The sequence below is a fragment of the Billgrantia sp. NRB1 genome, assembly GCF_056921725.1.
This window is the reverse complement of the sequence record NZ_CM167783.1, coordinates 4,178,116-4,196,720: the sequence shown is the minus strand read 5'-3', so window position 1 is coordinate 4,196,720 and position 18,605 is coordinate 4,178,116. Positions and strand designations below refer to the sequence as shown.

General features: G+C 58.8%; 18 protein-coding genes. 7 read left to right on the top strand and 11 right to left on the bottom strand.

Features of this window, described 5'->3' with window-relative positions; all coding sequences use genetic code 11:
• Positions 1-501: 501 nt before the first annotated feature.
• The 4 genes from rpmH to mnmE all read left to right on the top strand — a co-directional run bounded on the left by rpmH (position 502) and on the right by mnmE (position 4,298).
• Positions 502-636, top strand: a complete 135-nt coding sequence (rpmH, locus tag ACZIYR_RS19275) for a 50S ribosomal protein L34 (RefSeq protein ID WP_010626003.1) — start codon at positions 502-504, stop codon at positions 634-636.
• A gap of 7 nt (positions 637-643) precedes the next feature.
• Complete coding sequence (gene rnpA, locus ACZIYR_RS19270; protein ID WP_473031908.1) at positions 644-1,024, top strand: ribonuclease P protein component; 381 nt, start codon at positions 644-646, stop codon at positions 1,022-1,024.
• A 111-nt stretch (positions 1,025-1,135) separates the two neighbouring features.
• Complete coding sequence (gene yidC, locus ACZIYR_RS19265; RefSeq protein WP_473031907.1) at positions 1,136-2,824, top strand: membrane protein insertase YidC; 1,689 nt, start codon at positions 1,136-1,138, stop codon at positions 2,822-2,824.
• Positions 2,825-2,927: 103 nt separating this feature from the next.
• Positions 2,928-4,298, top strand: a complete 1,371-nt coding sequence (gene mnmE / locus ACZIYR_RS19260; protein WP_483527766.1) for a tRNA uridine-5-carboxymethylaminomethyl(34) synthesis GTPase MnmE — start codon at positions 2,928-2,930, stop codon at positions 4,296-4,298.
• Between the two features lie 38 nt (positions 4,299-4,336).
• Here mnmE and ACZIYR_RS19255 read toward each other — a convergent pair whose 3' ends face one another.
• The 4 genes from ACZIYR_RS19255 to rdgB form a co-directional block, all read right to left on the bottom strand.
• A complete protein-coding gene (locus tag ACZIYR_RS19255) occupies positions 4,337-5,185 on the bottom strand; it encodes a 23S rRNA (adenine(2030)-N(6))-methyltransferase RlmJ (protein WP_483527765.1) in 849 nt (282 codons plus the stop codon).
• A gap of 90 nt (positions 5,186-5,275) precedes the next feature.
• Entirely contained in the window at positions 5,276-5,956 is a 681-nt protein-coding gene (locus ACZIYR_RS19250; protein WP_473031905.1) for a YiaD family glycine zipper/OmpA-like lipoprotein, read from the bottom strand.
• 17 nt (positions 5,957-5,973) lie between these two features.
• Complete coding sequence (hemW, locus tag ACZIYR_RS19245) at positions 5,974-7,194, bottom strand: radical SAM family heme chaperone HemW (protein WP_483527764.1); 1,221 nt, start codon at positions 7,192-7,194, stop codon at positions 5,974-5,976.
• Complete coding sequence (gene rdgB / locus ACZIYR_RS19240; protein ID WP_483527763.1) at positions 7,191-7,802, bottom strand: RdgB/HAM1 family non-canonical purine NTP pyrophosphatase; 612 nt, start codon at positions 7,800-7,802, stop codon at positions 7,191-7,193. The genes hemW and rdgB overlap by 4 nt, the downstream gene beginning before the upstream one ends.
• Positions 7,803-8,325: 523 nt before the next feature.
• Between rdgB and ACZIYR_RS19235 the strand changes: the two genes are divergently transcribed.
• The 3 genes from ACZIYR_RS19235 to ACZIYR_RS19225 all read left to right on the top strand — a co-directional run bounded on the left by ACZIYR_RS19235 (position 8,326) and on the right by ACZIYR_RS19225 (position 11,734).
• A complete protein-coding gene (locus ACZIYR_RS19235) occupies positions 8,326-9,036 on the top strand; it encodes a LuxR C-terminal-related transcriptional regulator (protein ID WP_473031903.1) in 711 nt (236 codons plus the stop codon).
• A 56-nt stretch (positions 9,037-9,092) separates the two neighbouring features.
• Positions 9,093-10,508, top strand: a complete 1,416-nt coding sequence (locus ACZIYR_RS19230; protein ID WP_483527762.1) for a sigma-54 interaction domain-containing protein — start codon at positions 9,093-9,095, stop codon at positions 10,506-10,508.
• A gap of 116 nt (positions 10,509-10,624) precedes the next feature.
• Positions 10,625-11,734 carry a transporter gene (locus ACZIYR_RS19225; protein ID WP_473031901.1) on the top strand — a complete coding sequence of 370 codons (1,110 nt, stop codon included), beginning with the start codon at positions 10,625-10,627 and terminating at the stop codon, positions 11,732-11,734.
• 110 nt (positions 11,735-11,844) lie between these two features.
• On the opposite strand, the gene ACZIYR_RS19220 is transcribed toward ACZIYR_RS19225, so the two are convergent.
• From ACZIYR_RS19220 to hemJ, 7 genes are all read right to left on the bottom strand, one after another.
• Positions 11,845-12,528: a hypothetical protein gene (locus ACZIYR_RS19220; RefSeq protein ID WP_483527761.1), complete on the bottom strand. Its 684-nt coding sequence runs from the start codon at positions 12,526-12,528 to the stop codon at positions 11,845-11,847.
• Positions 12,529-12,551: 23 nt separating this feature from the next.
• Positions 12,552-13,256 carry a C39 family peptidase gene (locus tag ACZIYR_RS19215; RefSeq protein WP_473031899.1) on the bottom strand — a complete coding sequence of 235 codons (705 nt, stop codon included), beginning with the start codon at positions 13,254-13,256 and terminating at the stop codon, positions 12,552-12,554.
• Positions 13,257-13,454: 198 nt separating this feature from the next.
• Positions 13,455-13,886 (bottom strand): hypothetical protein, encoded by a 432-nt coding sequence (locus tag ACZIYR_RS19210; protein WP_473031898.1) that lies wholly within the window; start codon positions 13,884-13,886, stop codon positions 13,455-13,457.
• A gap of 118 nt (positions 13,887-14,004) precedes the next feature.
• Positions 14,005-15,267, bottom strand: a complete 1,263-nt coding sequence (locus ACZIYR_RS19205) for a hypothetical protein (protein ID WP_483527760.1) — start codon at positions 15,265-15,267, stop codon at positions 14,005-14,007.
• A gap of 566 nt (positions 15,268-15,833) precedes the next feature.
• Positions 15,834-17,123 (bottom strand): glutamate-1-semialdehyde 2,1-aminomutase, encoded by a 1,290-nt coding sequence (gene hemL / locus ACZIYR_RS19200; RefSeq protein ID WP_483527759.1) that lies wholly within the window; start codon positions 17,121-17,123, stop codon positions 15,834-15,836.
• Between the two features lie 219 nt (positions 17,124-17,342).
• A complete protein-coding gene (thiD, locus tag ACZIYR_RS19195; RefSeq protein ID WP_483527758.1) occupies positions 17,343-18,173 on the bottom strand; it encodes a bifunctional hydroxymethylpyrimidine kinase/phosphomethylpyrimidine kinase in 831 nt (276 codons plus the stop codon).
• The gene (gene hemJ, locus ACZIYR_RS19190) at positions 18,173-18,604 is read right to left on the bottom strand and encodes a protoporphyrinogen oxidase HemJ (protein WP_473031894.1); all 432 of its coding nucleotides are present in this window, start codon (positions 18,602-18,604) and stop codon (positions 18,173-18,175) included. The genes thiD and hemJ overlap by 1 nt, the downstream gene beginning before the upstream one ends.
• Position 18,605: the final 1 nt, after the last annotated feature.

Below are 18,605 nucleotides of genomic sequence, written 5' to 3'. Positions count from 1 at the left end.
GCGACCCCACCATCCGGTTGATGAATGACCGCACATTGTATCCTTGGCAAGGCAGGTTATCCACACGACCTGCGGCTCGATGACAGCCTGTGGAAAAGCTAGCCGCAGGCTAAGTCGGCTGCCAGCAGAAGAGGAGCGCCCCTGCCGGGGTGTGGATAACGTTGGCGAGAGGCGGCAATCGCTGCACCGCCGGTCAACCGCTTGATCGCAGCTTTTCCACACCGAATCAATGGATATAGGCTATTGACCTAAAGAGCATTTCCAAGGATATCCACAGCTGGCGTCCCCAATATTAACCACAGCATTAGAAAACTCATGCCCAGCCGGGAACCGCAGCCGATGCCCGCTTCCTGCCACCCGGCCCAACGGAAAAATTGCACCCGCCGCCCGAAATCACTACAATTTCCGGTCTTGAACCGAATCTCTCCGGGTTCCAGCCAGGTACCCGGACGTTTCCTGTAAGACGTACCGTCCAAACACACCACGTGGGAATCAAGAGTTATGAAACGTACCTTTCAGCCCAGCGTTCTGAAGCGCAAGCGTGTGCACGGCTTCCGTGCGCGCATGGCCACCAAGAATGGTCGTGCCGTTCTCGCTCGTCGTCGCGCCAAGGGCCGCAAGCGTCTGAGCGCCTGATCGCGGTTTGCGCGTGTCCGGTCATCATGGCTTTCCCCCGCGGCTGCGGCTGCTGACCGCAGGGGATTACCGACAGGTCTTCGATCACGCTGCATTCAAGGTTCATGGCAAGGGGCTGATGGCCCTGGCATGCCCCAACGGGCTGGGCCACCCCCGCCTCGGCCTGGTCTTCAGCAAGCGCAACGTCCGCCGAGCCGTCGATCGCAACCGCCTCAAACGGCTTGCTCGAGAATCCGTCCGTCTACAACAGCACCGGCTGCCCGCCGTGGATATCGTGCTGCTGGCCCGACGGGGCGCTCATGAGCTGGACAACGCGACGCTTCACCGCCAGCTCTACGGCATGTGGCGCCGCCTTGAACGGGACGTTCACAAGTCGATGGCATCCTGACCGGATCCGCCGCCGCCCTCACGATAGCCTGCCCCGGGCAGGCTTTCGCTTATTGGCCTGCAATGCGTACCGTTCCAGCGGCATGTTCACTACCCACCGGGCAGAACCCTCATGGACGTAAAACGACTCCTATTGCTGATTCCACTGGCCGTGCTCGCCTACCTGATCGTCGTGCAGTGGAACCAGGACTACGGCCAGGTAACCCCTGAGCCGGAAGCCCCCACCTTCACGGCCCCTGCTCCCGGCGAGGAGACGGCGCAGCCGGACGATGACGACCTGGCCGTGCCTACCGCCCCTCGGGCAGAGGAGGAGATGGCGGGCGAGATGCCCAGCGAGCCGGCGCGCCCCGACGGGACCCGCGACCTGGTGGCCGTGGTCACCGATGTGCTCGACCTGCGCATCGACCCTCAGGGCGGCGACATCATCTATGCGGCCCTGCCCCAGCATCGCCTGACGCTGGATTCGGAGCGCCCCTATGTGCTGCTCTCCGACAGCGAGACCCGCAGCTATGTCGCGCGCTCCGGGCTGCAGCTCGACGGGCACTCTGGCCGCATCAGCTTCACGCCGGGTAACACCAGCTACCGGATGGCCGACGGCGAAGACCGCCTGGAGGTCGATCTCACCGCCGAGGTGAACGGCGTCGACATCATCAAGCGCTTCAGCTTCGAGCGCGGCCGCTACGCCGTGGATGTGAACTACTACCTGGCCAACAATACCGAGGAGCCGGTCACCGCCCGCTTCATCGGCCAGCTGGCCCGGGACAACAGCCCGGATCCCTCCAGCGGCGTGGCCCTGGGCATGAGCTCCTACCTCGGTGCAGCCTTCTCCTCGCCGGAGGATCGCTACCAGAAGGTCGACTTCGACGACATCCAGCGCGGCCGCTTCAATAACGTCGACGTCCAGGGCGGCTGGGTGGCCATCCTCCAGCACTACTTCGTCTCGGCCTGGGCACCGCCCCAGAACCAGCAGAACCTCTACTACGCCACCACCGACTCGCGCAACCGCAACGTGGCGGCGTTCGCCGGGCCGGTGAGCACGGTGGCCGCCGACGGCGAGGCGCGCTTGGGGGCGACCCTTTTCGTGGGTCCCAAGGTGCAGAGCTATCTCGAGGAAGTGGCCCCCAACCTGCGCCTGACCGTGGATTTCGGCTGGCTGTGGTTCATTGCCAACCCGCTGTTCTGGCTGCTTGACCAGATCCACAACATCGTCGGCAACTGGGGCTGGTCCATCGTGCTGCTGACCGTCTTGGTCAAGCTGGCCATGTGGCCGCTCTCCGCCAAGGCCTACAAGTCCATGGCTCGCATGCGCAAGCTGGGCCCGGAGATGCAGCGCCTCAAGGAGCAGTACGGCGACGATCGCCAGAAGATGTCCCAGGAGATGATGAAGTTCTACCAGAAGGAGAAGATCAATCCGCTGGGGGGCTGTCTGCCGATCCTGGTGCAGATGCCGGTCTTCATCGCCCTGTACTGGATGCTGCTGGAGTCCGTGGAGCTGCGCCATGCGCCCTTCATGTTCTGGATCCAGGACCTGTCGATCCGCGATCCGCTGTTCATCCTGCCGATCCTGATGGGCGCCTCGATGTACGTGCAGCAGCTGCTCAACCCGACACCGCCGGACCCCATGCAGGCGAAGATCATGAAGATGCTGCCGATCGTCTTCACCTTCTTCTTCCTGTGGTTCCCGGCCGGGCTGGTCATCTACTGGGTGGTCAACAACATCATCTCGGTGGCCCAGCAGTATGTGATTACCCGCAAGATCGAAAACGACCCCAGCGTCGGCAAGGGCATGAAGACCAAGTAGCGCGGTCTTTCTCCCCTCACACCCAGACCCCCGCCCCGCGCGGGGGTCTGGCGTTTGGGGGCAGCGAACCGGACAATGAGCCCCAAGCCACGAGGAGAACACGATGCCCGAGCCCCTCTATGCGCCGGACACCATTGCCGCCCTGGCCACCCCGCCGGGGCGTGGCGGGGTCGGCATCATTCGCGTCTCAGGACCCGCCTGCGCAGCGATCGCCGAGGCGGTCGTGGGCCACTGTCCTGCTCCGCGCCGCGCCCACTACGGCCCCTTCCGGGGCGAGTCGGCGGTAATCGACGAGGGAATCGCGCTGTACTTCGCCGGCCCCCACTCCTTCACCGGCGAGGACGTGCTGGAGCTGCAGGGCCACGGGGGGCCGGTGATCATGGACCTGCTGCTGGAGCGCTGCGTCCAGCTGGGCGCCCGCCTGGCCAGGCCCGGCGAATTCTCCGAACGCGCCTTCCTCAACGACAAGCTCGACCTGGCCCAGGCCGAGGCCATCGCCGACCTGATCGACGCCAGCTCACGCAGCGCCGCGGAGAATGCCCTGCGCTCCCTGCAGGGAGAGTTTTCACGCCGCGTCGAGGCCCTGGTCACACGGCTCATCGAGCTGCGCATGTACGTCGAGGCGGCCATCGACTTTCCCGAGGAGGAGATCGATTTTCTCGCCGACGGCCGGGTCGCCGAGCGGCTCGCCGGCATCATGGCCGAGCTGGCCGAGGTGCGCGCCGCCGCCGGCCAGGGCGCACTCATCCGCGAGGGGATGAGCGTGGTGATCGCCGGCCGGCCCAACGCCGGCAAGTCGAGCCTGCTCAACGCCCTGACCGAGCAGGAGACCGCCATCGTCACCGATATCGAGGGCACCACCCGGGACGTGCTGCGCGAACATATCCACATCGATGGCATGCCGCTGCATGTGATCGACACCGCCGGCCTGCGCGACACGCCGGATGCCGTCGAGCGGATCGGCGTGGCCCGCGCCTGGGCCGAGATCGAAAAGGCCGACCGGGTGCTGCTGCTGGTGGACGCCGCAGCAACCGATGCCACCGACCCCATGGCGATCTGGCCGGAATTCGTGGCGCGCCTGGCCGACCCGTCGCGCTTGACCCTGGTGCGCAACAAGATCGACACCAGCCACGAGGCGCCCGGCATGGCGTTATCCACAGCCACCCCCATCGTGCGGCTATCGGCCAAGACCGGTGCGGGTGTGGATAACCTGAAGTCACACCTCAAGCAGGTGATGGGCTATTCGGCCACTACCGAGGGGCGCTTCTCGGCCCGCCGCCGTCACCTGGACGCTCTGGACCGGGCGAAGCAAGCGCTCACCAACGGAGAGGCCCAGCTGGCCGGTTACGGGGCCGGGGAGCTGCTGGCCGAGGACCTGCGCGATGCCCAGCAGGCGCTTGGCGAGATCACCGGCGAGTTCAGCGCCGACGACCTCTTGGGAGAGATTTTCGGCAGCTTCTGCATCGGCAAGTAAGGGAAGCAGGCTCAGGGCTCAAGGCGGGACGAGTGGCCCTACTCCACTACCCACCAATCGCTGCGATAGCGGCAGGCATCCCCCAGCAGCGGGGTGACCTGCGACATCGCCGCGGCCAGCTGCGCGTCGAGCCCCCAGGGCGGATTGACCACCAGCATGCCGCTGCCGTGCATGCCCCGCTCCTGTCCGTCCGGCTCGCGCAGCATCACCTCGCTGCGCCACACCTTGGGCACCCCGCCGTCGCGAATGCCCTCCAGCAGGGCCCGGTGCCGCCCCGCCGCCAGCAGCGGATACCACACCAGCACCACCGCATGGCGCACCTTGCGCATCGTCGCCAGCAGCGTCTCGGCCACCTCGACATACTCCGTCTTGCGCTCATAGCTGGGGTCGATCAGCACGCAGAGGCGCGGCGTGGCGACCGGCAGCCGCTGCACCAGGCCGCTCAGCCCGTCCCCTTGCTGGCGCCGCGCGCCTGCCGGCAGGGGCAGCTCGGCCAGGTGGCCATGCTCGCCGGGATGCAGTTCGAAGAGCAGCGCCCGATCAGTCTCGCGCAGCGTCTCGACCAGCCACCAGGGCGAGCCGGGATAGTGGCTCAGGCGATCCGCCGCGGGCTGCGCCCGGCCGACCGCCGCCAGCCAGGCCGCCAATAGCGGATCGGCCGACAGCCGGTCTCGCTGCTCCCAGAGCGGCAATATGCCCTGACGGTATTCCCCCAGCCTGCGGGTCTCCTCGGCCGCCAGCGGATAGCGGCCGCGCCCGGCATGGGTATCGACAAACGTAATAGGAGATTCTTTACGTAAAAGATACTGCTGGACGGCATAAAGCGTCAGATGCTTGTGCACATCGGCGAAGTTGCCCGCATGATAGGCGTGCTGATAGGAGAGCATGGCTCGGGCATCCTGGGAAACGAGGAATCAACGCCGTCGGGCCCGCTGCGCTGCACGCGGCGGGCCCGACCCATGGCGTCCAGCGATGTCTTACTGCTGGAACTGAGACTCGATGGGGGTCAGAGTGATCTCCACCCGGCGGTTCTGCGCCCGCCCCTCTTCGGTGGCGTTGGTGGCAACCGGCTGATGCTCGCCGTAGCCGGTCATGTAGAGACGATTACGGGCCACGCCGGTCTGGGCGAGATAATTGCCCACCGACTCGGCCCGACGCTCGGAGAGGCGCTGGTTGTAGGAGGCGTCCCCGGTGCTGTCGGTATGGCCTGCGATGTTGACCCGGGTGTCGGTGTACTGAGTCAGCACGGAAGAGACGTCGTTGAGGGCGTTGCGAGCGCTGGGCGTCAGCTCGCTGGAGTCGAAGCCGAAGGTCACGCTGCTCGGCATATTGAGGACGATGTCGTCGCCGCGGCGGTCCACCCCGATGCCGGTACCCTGCATGCTATCGCGCAGCTGCTGCTCCTGGCGATCCATGTAGGCGCCAATACCGGCGCCGGCGGCAGCGCCCACGGCGGCGCCGATCAGCGCACGATCACGACGACTGGTGCTTCCGCTTCCCGACAGCGCCCCGGCAGCGGCCCCTACGGCGGCACCCACGCCGGCCCCGGTCGCCGTGCTGGACCGCTGGGTCTGGCCGGAGTAGGGATCGGTCGTCGCACAGCCCACCAGCAGGATAGCGGTGGCGACAGGGACAATCAGACGAACGGGTTTGAGCATGGAAATCTCCTGGATGGTCAGGGTGATGCAGATGTTGCGTCGACCTGATTCTCGGCGATCAGGTTCAGCAGCTCATTCAAGAATAATAGACCTTGGGGCGAAGCTTGCAGTCGCTGGGCATCTTCCACAAGAAGTCCTTTTTTGCGAGCCTCGGCTAGCCGATCAAGGAGTACCGAGACCGGGCGCCCGGTATGAGCGGGCCAGTCCGACAGGGGCACCCCCGCCACGAGGCGTAGGGCATTCATGGCAAACTCCAGCGGCAGCTCGGCCTCCTCCACCCGGGAATGTCCGGCGACAAAGCCTCTTGGATCCCGGCGGCGCCGCAGATAGGACGAGGGTTGACGAGTCTTCCAGCGCCGCTCGATCTGCGGCGGCTCGTCGCCCGTCTCAGCCAAGCGGCTCAGCTTCGCGTGAGCCCCGGCGCCGATTCCCAGGTAGTCCCCAAAACGCCAATAGTTAAGGTTGTGGCGGGAGCGGCGCCCCGGGCGGGCATAGGCAGAGATCTCGTAGCGTGAGAGACCGGCCGCCTCGAGCCGCTCGTGGCCCAGGTCCTGGATATCCCAGAGCACTTCCTCCTGGGGCAACCGCGGGGGATGGGAGTGAAACTCGGTGTTGGGCTCCACGGTGAGCTGATACCAGGAGAGGTGCTCCGGCGCCAGAGAGAGCGCCTGGTCCAGGTCGGCCAGGGCGAGCGCCGGGGTCTGCCCGGGCAGGCCGTGCATGAGGTCGAGGTTGAGGTTATCGAAGCCGGCGCGACGCGCCTCCTCCACCGCCGCGCGGGCATCGTCCCCGCTATGGATACGGCCCAGCGCCGTCAGTTGAGCATCCTGAAAGCTCTGTACGCCCAGCGACAGCCGATTGATCCCCGCCTGGCGATAGCCGGCGAAGCGCCCTCGTTCCAGCGTCCCCGGGTTGGCTTCCAGGGTGATTTCGATGTCCGTGGCCAGCGGCAGCCGTCGGGCCAGCGCCTCGAACAGCTCGGCGTAGAAGGACGCCGACATCAGGCTCGGGGTACCGCCACCGATGAACACGCTGACCAGCTCTCGCCCGGCGGCCAGCGGGAGATCGGCGTCGAGATCGGCGATGAGCGACTCCAGATACGCCGCCTCCGGGAGCTCGGCACCGCGCCCCACCCCATGGGAGTTGAAATCACAGTAGGGGCACTTGCGCACGCACCAGGGCACATGCACGTAAAGCGCCAGTGGGGGAAGACCCTTATTGCGGCTAGCGGGAATCACGCGACCCCCGTCTCACACAGCGCACTGACCAGGGCCTGGAGCGCACGCCCCCGGTGACTCAGGCGATTCTTGGCTTCAGCGGAAAGCTCTGCCGCGCTCATGCGCTGATCGGGCAGCCAGAACAGCGGGTCATAGCCGAAGCCCCCCTCGCCTCGGGGGGCGTACAGCACTTCTCCCTCCCAGCTGCGCTGCACGATCAAGGGCACCGGGTCTTCGGCATGGCGCAAGTAGACCAGCACGCACCAGTAGCGTCCGCTTCTCAGTCCCTCGGGCACCTCCTTGAGGGCCTCCAGCAGCTTGGCATTGTTGCGGGCATCGCTCTTCGGCTCACCGGCATAGCGCGCCGAGTAGATCCCCGGCTGGCCATGCAAGGCATCTACCTCGAGCCCGGAGTCGTCGGCCAGAGCGGGCAACCCGCTCACCCGACTCGCCTCCCGCGCTTTGAGCAGGGCGTTCTCGACGAAGGTCAGCCCGGTCTCCTCCACCTCGGGCACATCAAAGGCTGCCTGAGGTCTCACATCCAGCCCCAGAGGCTCGAGTAGCTGATTGAATTCTCGTAATTTTCCCGCGTTTCCACTCGCCAGCACGATCGCTCTGGCATACGACATTGACTTCACGTTGGACATTCCGGCCTCACCCAAGAGCAGATCAGATTTTATCCGCCTATTCTACCAGAACTCCCCACCACACTACCTGTAAAGAACGTCTTACTGAGCTGACAGTCATCTCCGCTGGGTGCAGATGCACATAAGCAAAAGCAAGGTGCAAAGGCATCATGATGAGTAAGATAAAGTACATAAGCATGATGTATCTAAACCAAGTTATCATGATGAAAACACAGAGTGGATACTGGGAAATTCATCGGGACGCCTACCCATAGAAAAAAACAATCATCAATGAGCCCATAATTGATAAAATGAATTAAAATTTCTTAACAAATCGTTACTCTTGGGCCATACTGTGTAAGCCAGCTCAACCGTTCCCATTAACGGATAAATAGCTGCTGATCATTTTTTTAGTATCGGATTACTCAGCGATACATGAAAAATAATTAAATAAACAAGAATAGGTGCTAGTAAAATAATGCTTTCCAAAAACATGGGCCAAGGGTAAGTTTATCGGAGAATAAACATGGACTATCAAAATGTATCGGTGAAGCTAATAACCGATATCAACCCTCAATCACAGCTCTTCATAAAATATGTAGAGAAAAACTTGGGATTAAATATTGAATCCCTAAGCCCCAACTGTGAATACAAGAAAAATTCCAAAGAGGAAAAAACGCTAATCCTGCTCGATGCCGATCATGTCAATGATCGTCTAATGCACCACTGGCTAGGCATCGCCTCTGAGTCAGGGGATGGGATGGTATTAGCAGCATTCAATATAAAAAATGAAGATCAAGCAACACAACTTCTTACCACCCTACATTTACAAGGAATATTTTATAGAACCGACAGCCTCGACCTTATTTGCAAAGGAATCGAAAGACTGCTTTCCGATGAGTTGTGGATGACTCGACACCTGATGAACCGGCTCATCACATTCTACCGACGGCAGCAGCTAAACCTCTATCGCCCTGCATGTGGACTGACCAATCGTGAACTTGAAATAATTAGTCTTCTTAGCAGCGGATCAAGCAATACAGAAATTGCAGACCAACTATTTGTAAGCGAGCATACTGTAAAATCTCACCTTTACAATATATTCAAAAAGATAAAGGTTCACAATCGAATTCAGGCAATGAACTGGGCAAGGGATAATTTGGGGTTGGCGATGATCTGTAACAATTTAGCGAATGAGTATGAAAAATCCGAGAAACGTCAGAACAGCCATCGCTGAAAACCAAGCATATCAGCTCCCTAGACTTGAGCGGCTATATGACAGGTAAATATGCCATGGAAGAAACTGGCGATAACATCTTAATAATTGGTGATAAATTACCAAGCACCAAGATTCTCATGAACAAGCTTTCCACTCAGGGTTGGAAAGCCAATTTAGTTGACACCCTGATTATATCACCAGATCTAGAAAAGCAGCTGGAGGAAGCTGCAGCAGGCATTGTCATCTTCAGCGACCAATCAATCAATGCGATTGAAGATATTGAAAAAATAATCTGTAAAAGCAAAATCGAGTGGATTGCCATACTTGAGAATCACGACCTAAGTCACCCAGCAATAAAAAATGTCCTTAAGAAGCTTTTTTACGCCTATCATACACACCCCATACACTATGGACAAATTGATTGTCTGGTTAAGCATGCATCCAAGATAAACTCCTACCAAAGTAACTCAGTGGTATCCACAACTGATGATTACAAGTTCAAGATGGTAGGAAAATCTTCCGAAATGGAAAAAACACTTTGCACGATCAGCAGGGTTGCCTGTGTCGAAGCACCGGTATTCATCAGCGGAGAGTCAGGCACAGGAAAAGAGCTTGCTGCTCGTTCTATCCACGATCTATCGAAACGTAAAACAGGTCCCTTCATTACTGTAAACTGCGGTGCGCTACCATCTGAGCTGATTCAATCGGAGCTATTCGGTCATGAAAAAGGAGCTTTCACTAGCGCTAATCAGAGAAAGATTGGTCGTATAGAGTCGGCTTCGGGTGGCACGCTTTTCCTGGATGAAATCGGTGACCTTCCTCTCGACATGCAGGTCAATCTTCTCAGGTTTCTTGAAGACCACAAGGTACAGCGGGTTGGAAGCATAGAAGAGATACCCGTGGATGTTAGGGTGCTTGCTGCTACGCATATCGATTTGGAGCACGCAGTCAAAGAGGGGAAATTCCGTGAAGACCTGTACCACAGGCTCAATGTGCTTCAAATCTCCATCCCACCATTAAGAGAACGACAAGAAGACATTGAGATGCTTTGCAATTACTTCTTTGAAAAATTCAAGAGTGAGAAATCATCCCGAGTAAAAGGATTCAGCAAAGAAAGTATAAAACGTATGAAAGAGTATGCATGGCCAGGAAATATTCGCGAGCTCATCAATCGCATCAGAAGAGCCATGGTCATGAGCGAAAGCCGACTCATTAAGCCCGAGGACCTGGGGCTTGAGCGGCGCCACTCGTATAGACAACCACTTTCGCTCGAAAAAGCCAGGGACATGGCCGAGTGTGAAGTAATAAAAGCCGCACTTGCGCGGAATAAAAACAACATCCAAAAGGCATCAGCCGAGCTTGGTATCTCACGTGTCACTCTCTACCGCTTAATTGAGAAGCATGGAATAACCCGGAAAGATCAGAAGAGCGAGACTCGATTGGAAGACATCTCTAGCGGATCTTCTTATCGAAAGGTATCAACGCTATGAGGAATTAAACATGAAAGTATTACCCATAAGTCCAGGATGCACCGCAGCCTGACTGAACCTCAACAAAAGGGGGCATAATAGGCCCTACGCCACATCATCAAGGGGAAGGAACTAAAATGAAAATTTTGAAAAAGCCAGTATATATACCAAGTGCACTGACAGTGGTATTCTCCAGCATTGCTTTTGGCCAAAGTCAAACAGGCATCGATCAGGGTATCAATGTACAACCTGTCGGTCAGCCCCCGCCCGTGGAACAGGCACAGCCGGAAATAGCTGGCGTCCCGGATATTGGCGGAGTACTAACACCACGAGGACGATTGGTTCTAGAGCCAGAACTTCAATACTCTCACGCTAGCGTTAATCGGATCACTTTTCGAGGAGTGGAAATCCTCGAGACACTGGCCATTGGTGCACTTGCAGCCGAAGACACGGATCGTGACACTTGGACGGCATCGGTAACGGCACGTTACGGTGCCACTGACAGGCTCGAGTTAGAAATGAAAGTTCCCTATGTCTATCGCTATGATACTTTTAGGGCAGCAGGACCTTCTCCCGTTGGCCCACAGGGTGCGCTCGAAAGAAATCTTAGCGGAGATGGGCTTGGCGATATTGAGCTAGCAGCCCACTACCAGCTCAATCAAGGGCGAGGAAATACACCATTTTTCATTGGCAACCTGCGTTATAAATCCAACACTGGCGATGGCCCCTTTGATATAAGAAGAGACTCTGATGGAGTCGAGCGGGAGTTAGCTACGGGCTCTGGCTTTCATTCCATCGAGCCCAGCATTACGGTGTTGTTCCCTTCTGATCCAGCCGTATATTTTGCTAACATCGGCTACCTACACAATTTTAAGGAGAGTGTTAACCAGCTAATTCGCGTAGAGGACGAAGACAATGATGCGGATGACTTTTTCATTACTAAAGTCGATCCGGGTGATGCCGTTCGCATAAGTTTTGGAATGGCCTATTCAATCAACCCAAGGAGCTCTTTCACTTTGGGCTACAAGAATGATTTCATTGACAGAACAAAGACAACTTTTGAACAAAACTCAACTCGAACCACACAGAAGTCAAGCACTCTGAATGTTGGCTCAATGCTGTTAGGCTGGTCCTATCAGCTTAATCAGGATACAGCACTCAACCTAGGACTCGAATTTGGCGTAACTGACGATGCTCCTGATGTAGCGCTAACATTCCGAGTCCCGTTTGGCATGGATTTATTCTGAAATTTAAAGCGTAATAGAGCAGCTAAATTATTTAGCTGCTCTATTACCTCAGAGAGAATAATAAAAAAGCTGTCATTAAAGACAGCTTCTTGCATATAAACAACAAGAGCCTAGAACCCTTGGATTGACCTGATAATTGCTTCCCTTTGTCTCGCTGACCTCAGGTCGGAAATGTTATTAACCCCAATTTGAACATTGACAATATTCTCAATTGTCATTCCTGATGCATTGCTGACTGTTGTACTTGTGATGGCATTTCGAGTGATATTATGCAACATGGCTGTAAAGCCTCTATGATCATTCAATACGACACCAGAGTGATTAGCCAACCCCTGAAGATTAATACCACTTGGGGTGGTATCGACTACTGATTTTCCGGTCCCTCCCCCTACTTGTATTAATTGCCTTTCGAAATTTTTTGCGACACCCTCAACGGCTGAACTAGCCGTATCACTAAGCTGCTGTGAAATAATTTGCGGGCCAGATTTAGTCAGCCTGACAGATGTCTCATATCTAATATTATCCATCATGCTTTTCATCGTGACGCCAAAGCTTAGCTCCATGCCGGAAATGCTGAACCCACCTCGCATCTCAGAAAGTACATTATCATCAATCACCACACCACGATGGAAAATATCATGTGAGTGATTAGCTAATAGACCATTCGAAATGTAGCTCTCATTTTTCATTAGGGCATCTGCAGCGACTAATGAGCTAGATGATAGCAGCAATCCGGCCAAGCAAAAAAGACCCCGTCTCGGGGCAGAGAAACGATCAAACAAATGGGCGTTCATGGTTAGCAACTCCTCTCATTATGCTACCTACCCAATTCATTAGTTCCAGGCAACATCAGCATGCTCGACCCAACGCCTGTACGGCGAACACCCTGTGACAAGGGTGATTCGGGACGTACACGCCAGTCTTTTTCATGGTTAAAGTACTGCTGGGCAACTTCAAGCTCTGCTCGGGCGCCAAGAACAACGCCATTCCATAGTTTTTCAAAACGATCAATCGGTACCACCATGGTGCCCGCCGCCGGGTCACCCACCAGGATATTGTGTTCATCGATACCTTTGACTACAACGAAATGTTTATAGCCTGCAGTATCGATCATCGTAATTCCCGGCACGCCAATATTCGTAAAGTCTCTCAAATCGATACGAAAACCATCAGAGTTGAGGCCTTCACGATCCAGGTACTGCTTCATATCGAGCATGGAGAAACCATAGGTCTCGATCTGCTCTCGGTCGCCGTGCTCCAGCATCCACTCAAAAACTTCCGCCTCGGTAGTGGGGCGGTCGTAATGGTAGGTAAGGAGGGTCGCAACAGAAGCCGATCCGCAGCTGTAATCGTACTCCTGCCTGACTACCCGCTCCCAGCCGATTTCCTGCAGGCTCTGGGCTTCTACCTGAAAGCTTCCAAAGTGGCTGGAAATCATCACAGGTCCTGCCTGAACCGTTAAGGTCGCGCTTCCCACTGCCAGCGACGCGATGAATACCGGAACATGTCGTAGCTTTCGCATGGGAACTACTACTCCTCATATCATTAATGAGAGAAGTAACGGATATCGCGTGAAATGATGTGTCATTTTCCGCTTGGCGTAGCCTTAATACTCCGATAGCAACGTACTAGGCTGACCGCCAAGCCACCATTTTTCAGTCGCTTATACACGTCGACCTTCTCATCACTCTTCGATATAGATACCGCTTCAGGTTGGCCATTAATTTCCAACATTGCCAATGACAACGCTGATACCGATGGCATTGTTGATGGCATTACCACTACCGCTGACAGCGTTGAATATTCCCGTTCCGCTGTAAAAGCCCATTGCATTGTTTTCGAAAGTGATGTTTCCAGAAATCATATCTCCATTCACGACCTGGAAGTTCGGATTATTGACAGTGGCACTCATATTTTGAATGCTTTGAGCTGCATTCACATGGAAGATATGTATGCCATCTTTGCCGCGATTGCTTTCCAGTTCATGCTGATCCAGAGTAGGCATGGCGTTGAAGCCGACTTGTGGCGTATCACTGGCAGCCGCCCCTCCAATGATACCCAGTGACAACCCAGCCACCGCCAGCATCGAAGCAGGCCAACCCTGCAGCCGGAGTGCCCTTAGCGAAACGGTGGTGCATGCTAGTGCCTTCATGGCCTGGTCCTCCAGGTACCTGATCCATCCAGCCTTCATCACGGGAGCTGGCGGAGAGTCTTCCCCGCCAGCTCCTGGCCTTACCGGCTAAGCACAGAGCCTAAGCGTTACGCCAGACTCAGTTGCCGATCCGGACATTGCTGTGAGCCGCCACGTTGGTTGCAGCCTGCTGGGAGTTATAAAGACCAGTGGTGGCGTTGACGTTGGCGATACCGCCATACTGGCCGCCAGCAGCAAGCGACACGTTCACATTGCCGGTCCTCAGCACCGCATTGCCACCGGCACCGCCAGCACCGCCGGCACCGCCAGCACCGCCCATGGCTACGGCATCGCCGGTCCAGCCTTGAGCACCGCCGCCGCCGCCGCCATTGCCAGCGCCACCGTCACCGCTGGAAGCGGTTGCTTCACCACCCTCGGCGCCATCTCCGCCAACACCGGTACCTTCACCATACCCTTTGCCTGCCCCCATCGCTGCGGCATCCCCTCCATCAGCAGCAGCTACGGAATCGGCCTCGGCATCAGCATCAGCACTTGAGGAGGCCCTGCTTGACGCATAGCTATCGGCATCGCCACCGCTGCCATGACCATGTTTGCCTTTGCCTTTGCCTTTGCCTTTATCGCTGCCACCACCACTCATGGCATGGCTATCAGCACTGCTAGTGGCATCACCACTGGTCGCATCAGAATCAGCTGATGCATCGGAGGTAGCTGTTGCATCACCTGCTTCGGCATTTGCCAGGCCGGCACCTAGACCAACACCAAATCCAATACCTTCACCGCCATCACCACCATCACCGGCTTTAGCAGTGGCCCTGCTGCTACCGCCATCACCACGGCCCCCTTCACCACCTTCGGCCCAGGCATCGTTATAGGCAGTGGCAGAGCCGCCTCTTCCACCATCATCTCCATTACCACCGTCACCGCCTTCGATACGAATCTGATGACCGTGAACTTCGGAGTTCAGCTCCTGCTTGGCGATCACATAGGTGGCGGTATTGTAGGATTCGCTGATGGCCAGGGCATCGCCGCCGCGGCCGGTGGTGCCACCGTCGCCACCCACACCGGTGCCGTCGCTGGCCCAGGCATCACCACCATCGCCGCCACCGCTGCCACCGGGCTTCTTATGGTGGCCACCACGACGGCTGGTTTGAACTAGATCGTACAAACCACCACCTGCATTACCGGCATTGGCGTTGTTTTGGTTGCTGCCATCGCCCCCATTGGCATTGCCGCTACTGCCGCCGTTAGCCGTGGCGTGGGAATGAACGGTCTGATCGGCACCACCCTTGACGATACCGTTGGAGGGGTTGGCATGCGCAGTAGAGACCGCGAGGACCAGTGCCGCCAGAGAGGTACCTGCTACTACATAATACTTTTTCATGATCCTTACTCCGTGTCGTATTGCTTTCACCCTTCATGTCTCTGCTGCGAACCTGCGGTAAGCCATGCCTATCGCCATGGGGTGCTCAGCATTCGCAGTCACCCAATACATCGCATAATGCGTGCCAGCACTGGCGACTGCATTCGCAACCCATTGATAAAAAAATGAATAAAAAGATTTCTACCGGTGGGAGTTACCACGGGAAGCGATGGCGGACGTAGGATAAGAACGCAAACTGTTGCATCAATGAAACAAGGCCCTGCGGGGCCGCCGGGGCGAGTCCCTTGATTGCGCAACAAAACAACAACTTACCTTAAGTAACCGTATGAGCACAGATTGGTTACAAGTCATTAACTCGCCAGCCCGTCGATTTATCTAGCCTTGAAATCAAATGGTTATGTTGGAAAGACGGACCGGCGACCGATTCACAATGTGCCAAGGGAATGAAACAGCGGGGAGAAGGGCCGGCCCGACGGGCCGGCGCGCCGGGTCAGCCAACCGGGAAGAATCTGCCCGGTTGGCTGGCCAAAGAGGAATCAGGGTCGGGTAAGGCGGGGAGCGCCGCCTTAGCCCTGACTGACGGCGAGGAAGGCCTTCTCGGCGGCGTCCAGGGTGAGCTGGATGTCCTCAGGGGTATGGGCGCTGGACATGAAGCCCGCCTCGAAGGCCGAGGGCGCAAGGTAGACGCCCTGATCGAGCATCGCCGAGAAGAAGCGGCGGAAGGCGTCGGCGTCGCAGGCGGTGGCCTGGGCGAAATTGTCGACCCGCGACTGCCCGGTGAAGAAAAGCCCGAACATGCCGCCGGCACGCTGGGTGATCATGTCGACCCCGGCAGCATCGGCGCGCTCCTGCAGGCCGTGGCAGAGGGTCTCCACCCGCTGGGCCAGGGCATCGTGGAAGCCCGGCTCGCGCAGCTTGGTCAGCAGGGCGATGCCGGCGGCCATGGCCAGCGGATTGCCGGAGAGCGTGCCCGCCTGGTAGACCGGCCCCAGCGGCGAGATATGCTCCATGATCTCGCGCTTGCCGCCGAAGGCGCCCACCGGCATGCCGCCGCCGACGATCTTGCCCAGGCAGGTCAGGTCCGGGGTAATGCCGTAGTGGGCCTGGGCGCCGCCCATGGCGACCCGGAAGCCGGTCATCACCTCGTCGAAGATCAGCACGCTGCCATATTCGTTGCAGACTCGGCGCAGGGTCTCGAGAAAACCCGGCTGCGGCGGAATGCAGTTCATGTTGCCGGCCACCGGCTCGACGATGATGCAGGCGATCTCGCTGCCGATCTCCTCGAAACAGGCCTCGACGGCGTCGGGATCGTTGTGGGAAAGGGTCACGGTATGCTCGGCCAGCGCGGCGGGCACTCCCGGCGAGCTCGGCTCCCCGTGGGTCAGGGCGCCGGAGCCGGCCTTGACCAGCAGCGAATCGGAGTGGCCATGGTAGTTGCCCTCGAACTTGACGATCTTGTCGCGCCCGGTGAAGCCTCGCGCCAGGCGGATCGCCGACATGGTGGCCTCGGTCCCCGAGTTGACCATGCGCACCATCTCGATGGTGGGGATCATCTCGCAGATCAGATCGGCCATGGTGGTCTCGATGGCCGTGGGCGTGCCGAAGGAGAGCCCCTGGTCGAGTCGCTCGCGCACCGCCCCCAGCACCTCGGGGTCGGCGTGGCCGGTGATCATCGGCCCCCACGACCCCACGTAGTCCACGTAGCGCTTGCCCTCCACGTCATACAGGTAGGCGCCCTGGGCGCGTTCCATGAACACCGGCGGCCGATGCAGCCCCTTGAAGGCGCGCACCGGAGAGTTCACGCCGCCGGGGATATGCCGGCAGGCCTGTTCGAAGAGCTGTGCGGAAGTGGTCATGAATGCCTCGTTGCTGTCACGGATGGATGGAATCGAGTATGAGCGCGGCCAGGCCTGACGGCTTGTGGACAGAATCGGGGATAACCTCGGCACTAACCGTGAAATCCCGGTGATTGTCGGCCATCTTGCGCGTGCCGTCGCGTTATCCCCACATTCTGTGGGCCGCCGCCCGGCTTGGCCAGCCCCATGGCGCGAAAGGGGCGCCGGCATTGCCGCCGGTCAAACCGAGCGAGCGCCCGGCGGTCGCACAGTGCGATCGGGCAGCGACTGATCGTTGCCCGGCTGCCAGCCCCGCTCGAGGGCCTGCCAGGTGAAGGCCTGAGCCTGGCGACACGCCTCGCGCAAGGGCTCCCCCCGCGCCAGCCGGGCCGCCAGCGCCGCCGCCAGGGTGCAGCCTGAGCCGTGATAACGCCCCGGCAGGCGCGGCCAGCGCCAGGCGTGGCGCTGGGTGCGGGTGTACAATACCTGCTCGACCCGGTCCGCCGGCACCTGGGCCTCGGGGTCGTCGGTGCCGGTCACCAGCACCGCCCCGGCGCCCAGGCCAATCAGCCGCCGCGCCCGATCGGCATCATCGCGCGCTTCCGGGCCGGCCAGGCGCGCCAGCTCGAGCCGATTGGGCGTCAAGATATCCACATGAGGAAGCAGTCGACGGCGAAAGGCGTCGAGCAGCCCAGCTGTGGATAACTCACTCCCGCCGCCGGCCTTGAGCACCGGGTCCACCACCGTCGGGACGCCGGGGTGCGCCTCGAGGATGGCCACCACCGCCTCCAGGCTAGCGGGGCTGGCGAGCAGCCCCACCTTGATGGCGGCGATCTCGAACTCGTCCAGCGCGGCGGCCATCTCGCCGATCAAGCGTGCCTCGAGGGGAATCACCCTATGCACGTCGCGACAGTTCTGTACCGTCAGCGCCGTAGGTACCGTCAGCGCCCAGCCGCCGCAGGCGGCCACGGCCTCGCGGTCGGCCACCAGGCCGGCGCCGCCGGTGGGGTCATGGCCCGCCAGTACCAGCACCACCGGCGGACGCGAAGCGGACAGGGTGTCGTCACTCATCAGAACGGCTTGAGCACGGCGAGCAGGACGATCGCCAGCAGGGCGAGCACCGGCAGCTCGTTGAACCAGCGGAAGAAGACATGGCCCTTGGTACAGCGCCCGGCGGCAAACTGCTTGAGATAGACCAGGCAGACATGGTGATAGCCCACCAGCAGCACGACCAGCAGCAGCTTGACGTGCATCCAGCCCTGGCCCAGCCAGGCCGGCATCAGGATCAGCAGCCAGGCGCCAAGCCCCACCACGGCGATCATCGAGGGGGTCATGATGCCGCGATAGAGCTTGCGCTCCATCACCTTGAAATAGTCGATGGCCTGCTGCTCCCCCTTGTCGCGGGCCATGGCGTGGTAGACATAGAGCCGCGGCAGATAGAAGAGAGCGGCGAACCAGGTCACCACGGCGACGATGTGTAGACCCTTGATCCAGAGATACATG

What these genes read in the sequence shown, in the direction of transcription:
- rpmH (WP_010626003.1), top strand. Translation starts at nt 502, where the DNA reads ATGAAACGTACCTTTCAGCCCAGCGTTCTGAAGCGCAAGCGTGTGCAC.
- yidC (WP_473031907.1), top strand. Translation starts at nt 1,136, where the DNA reads ATGGACGTAAAACGACTCCTATTGCTGATTCCACTGGCCGTGCTCGCC.
- mnmE (WP_483527766.1), top strand. Translation starts at nt 2,928, where the DNA reads ATGCCCGAGCCCCTCTATGCGCCGGACACCATTGCCGCCCTGGCCACC.
- ACZIYR_RS19255 (WP_483527765.1), bottom strand. Translation starts at nt 5,185, where the DNA reads ATGCTCTCCTATCAGCACGCCTATCATGCGGGCAACTTCGCCGATGTG.
- ACZIYR_RS19250 (WP_473031905.1), bottom strand. Translation starts at nt 5,956, where the DNA reads ATGCTCAAACCCGTTCGTCTGATTGTCCCTGTCGCCACCGCTATCCTG.
- rdgB (WP_483527763.1), bottom strand. Translation starts at nt 7,802, where the DNA reads ATGTCGTATGCCAGAGCGATCGTGCTGGCGAGTGGAAACGCGGGAAAA.
- ACZIYR_RS19235 (WP_473031903.1), top strand. Translation starts at nt 8,326, where the DNA reads ATGGACTATCAAAATGTATCGGTGAAGCTAATAACCGATATCAACCCT.
- ACZIYR_RS19230 (WP_483527762.1), top strand. Translation starts at nt 9,093, where the DNA reads ATGGAAGAAACTGGCGATAACATCTTAATAATTGGTGATAAATTACCA.
- ACZIYR_RS19225 (WP_473031901.1), top strand. Translation starts at nt 10,625, where the DNA reads ATGAAAATTTTGAAAAAGCCAGTATATATACCAAGTGCACTGACAGTG.
- ACZIYR_RS19220 (WP_483527761.1), bottom strand. Translation starts at nt 12,528, where the DNA reads ATGAACGCCCATTTGTTTGATCGTTTCTCTGCCCCGAGACGGGGTCTT.
- ACZIYR_RS19215 (WP_473031899.1), bottom strand. Translation starts at nt 13,256, where the DNA reads ATGCGAAAGCTACGACATGTTCCGGTATTCATCGCGTCGCTGGCAGTG.
- ACZIYR_RS19210 (WP_473031898.1), bottom strand. Translation starts at nt 13,886, where the DNA reads ATGAAGGCACTAGCATGCACCACCGTTTCGCTAAGGGCACTCCGGCTG.
- ACZIYR_RS19205 (WP_483527760.1), bottom strand. Translation starts at nt 15,267, where the DNA reads ATGAAAAAGTATTATGTAGTAGCAGGTACCTCTCTGGCGGCACTGGTC.
- hemL (WP_483527759.1), bottom strand. Translation starts at nt 17,123, where the DNA reads ATGACCACTTCCGCACAGCTCTTCGAACAGGCCTGCCGGCATATCCCC.
- thiD (WP_483527758.1), bottom strand. Translation starts at nt 18,173, where the DNA reads ATGAGTGACGACACCCTGTCCGCTTCGCGTCCGCCGGTGGTGCTGGTA.
- hemJ (WP_473031894.1), bottom strand. Translation starts at nt 18,604, where the DNA reads ATGTATCTCTGGATCAAGGGTCTACACATCGTCGCCGTGGTGACCTGG.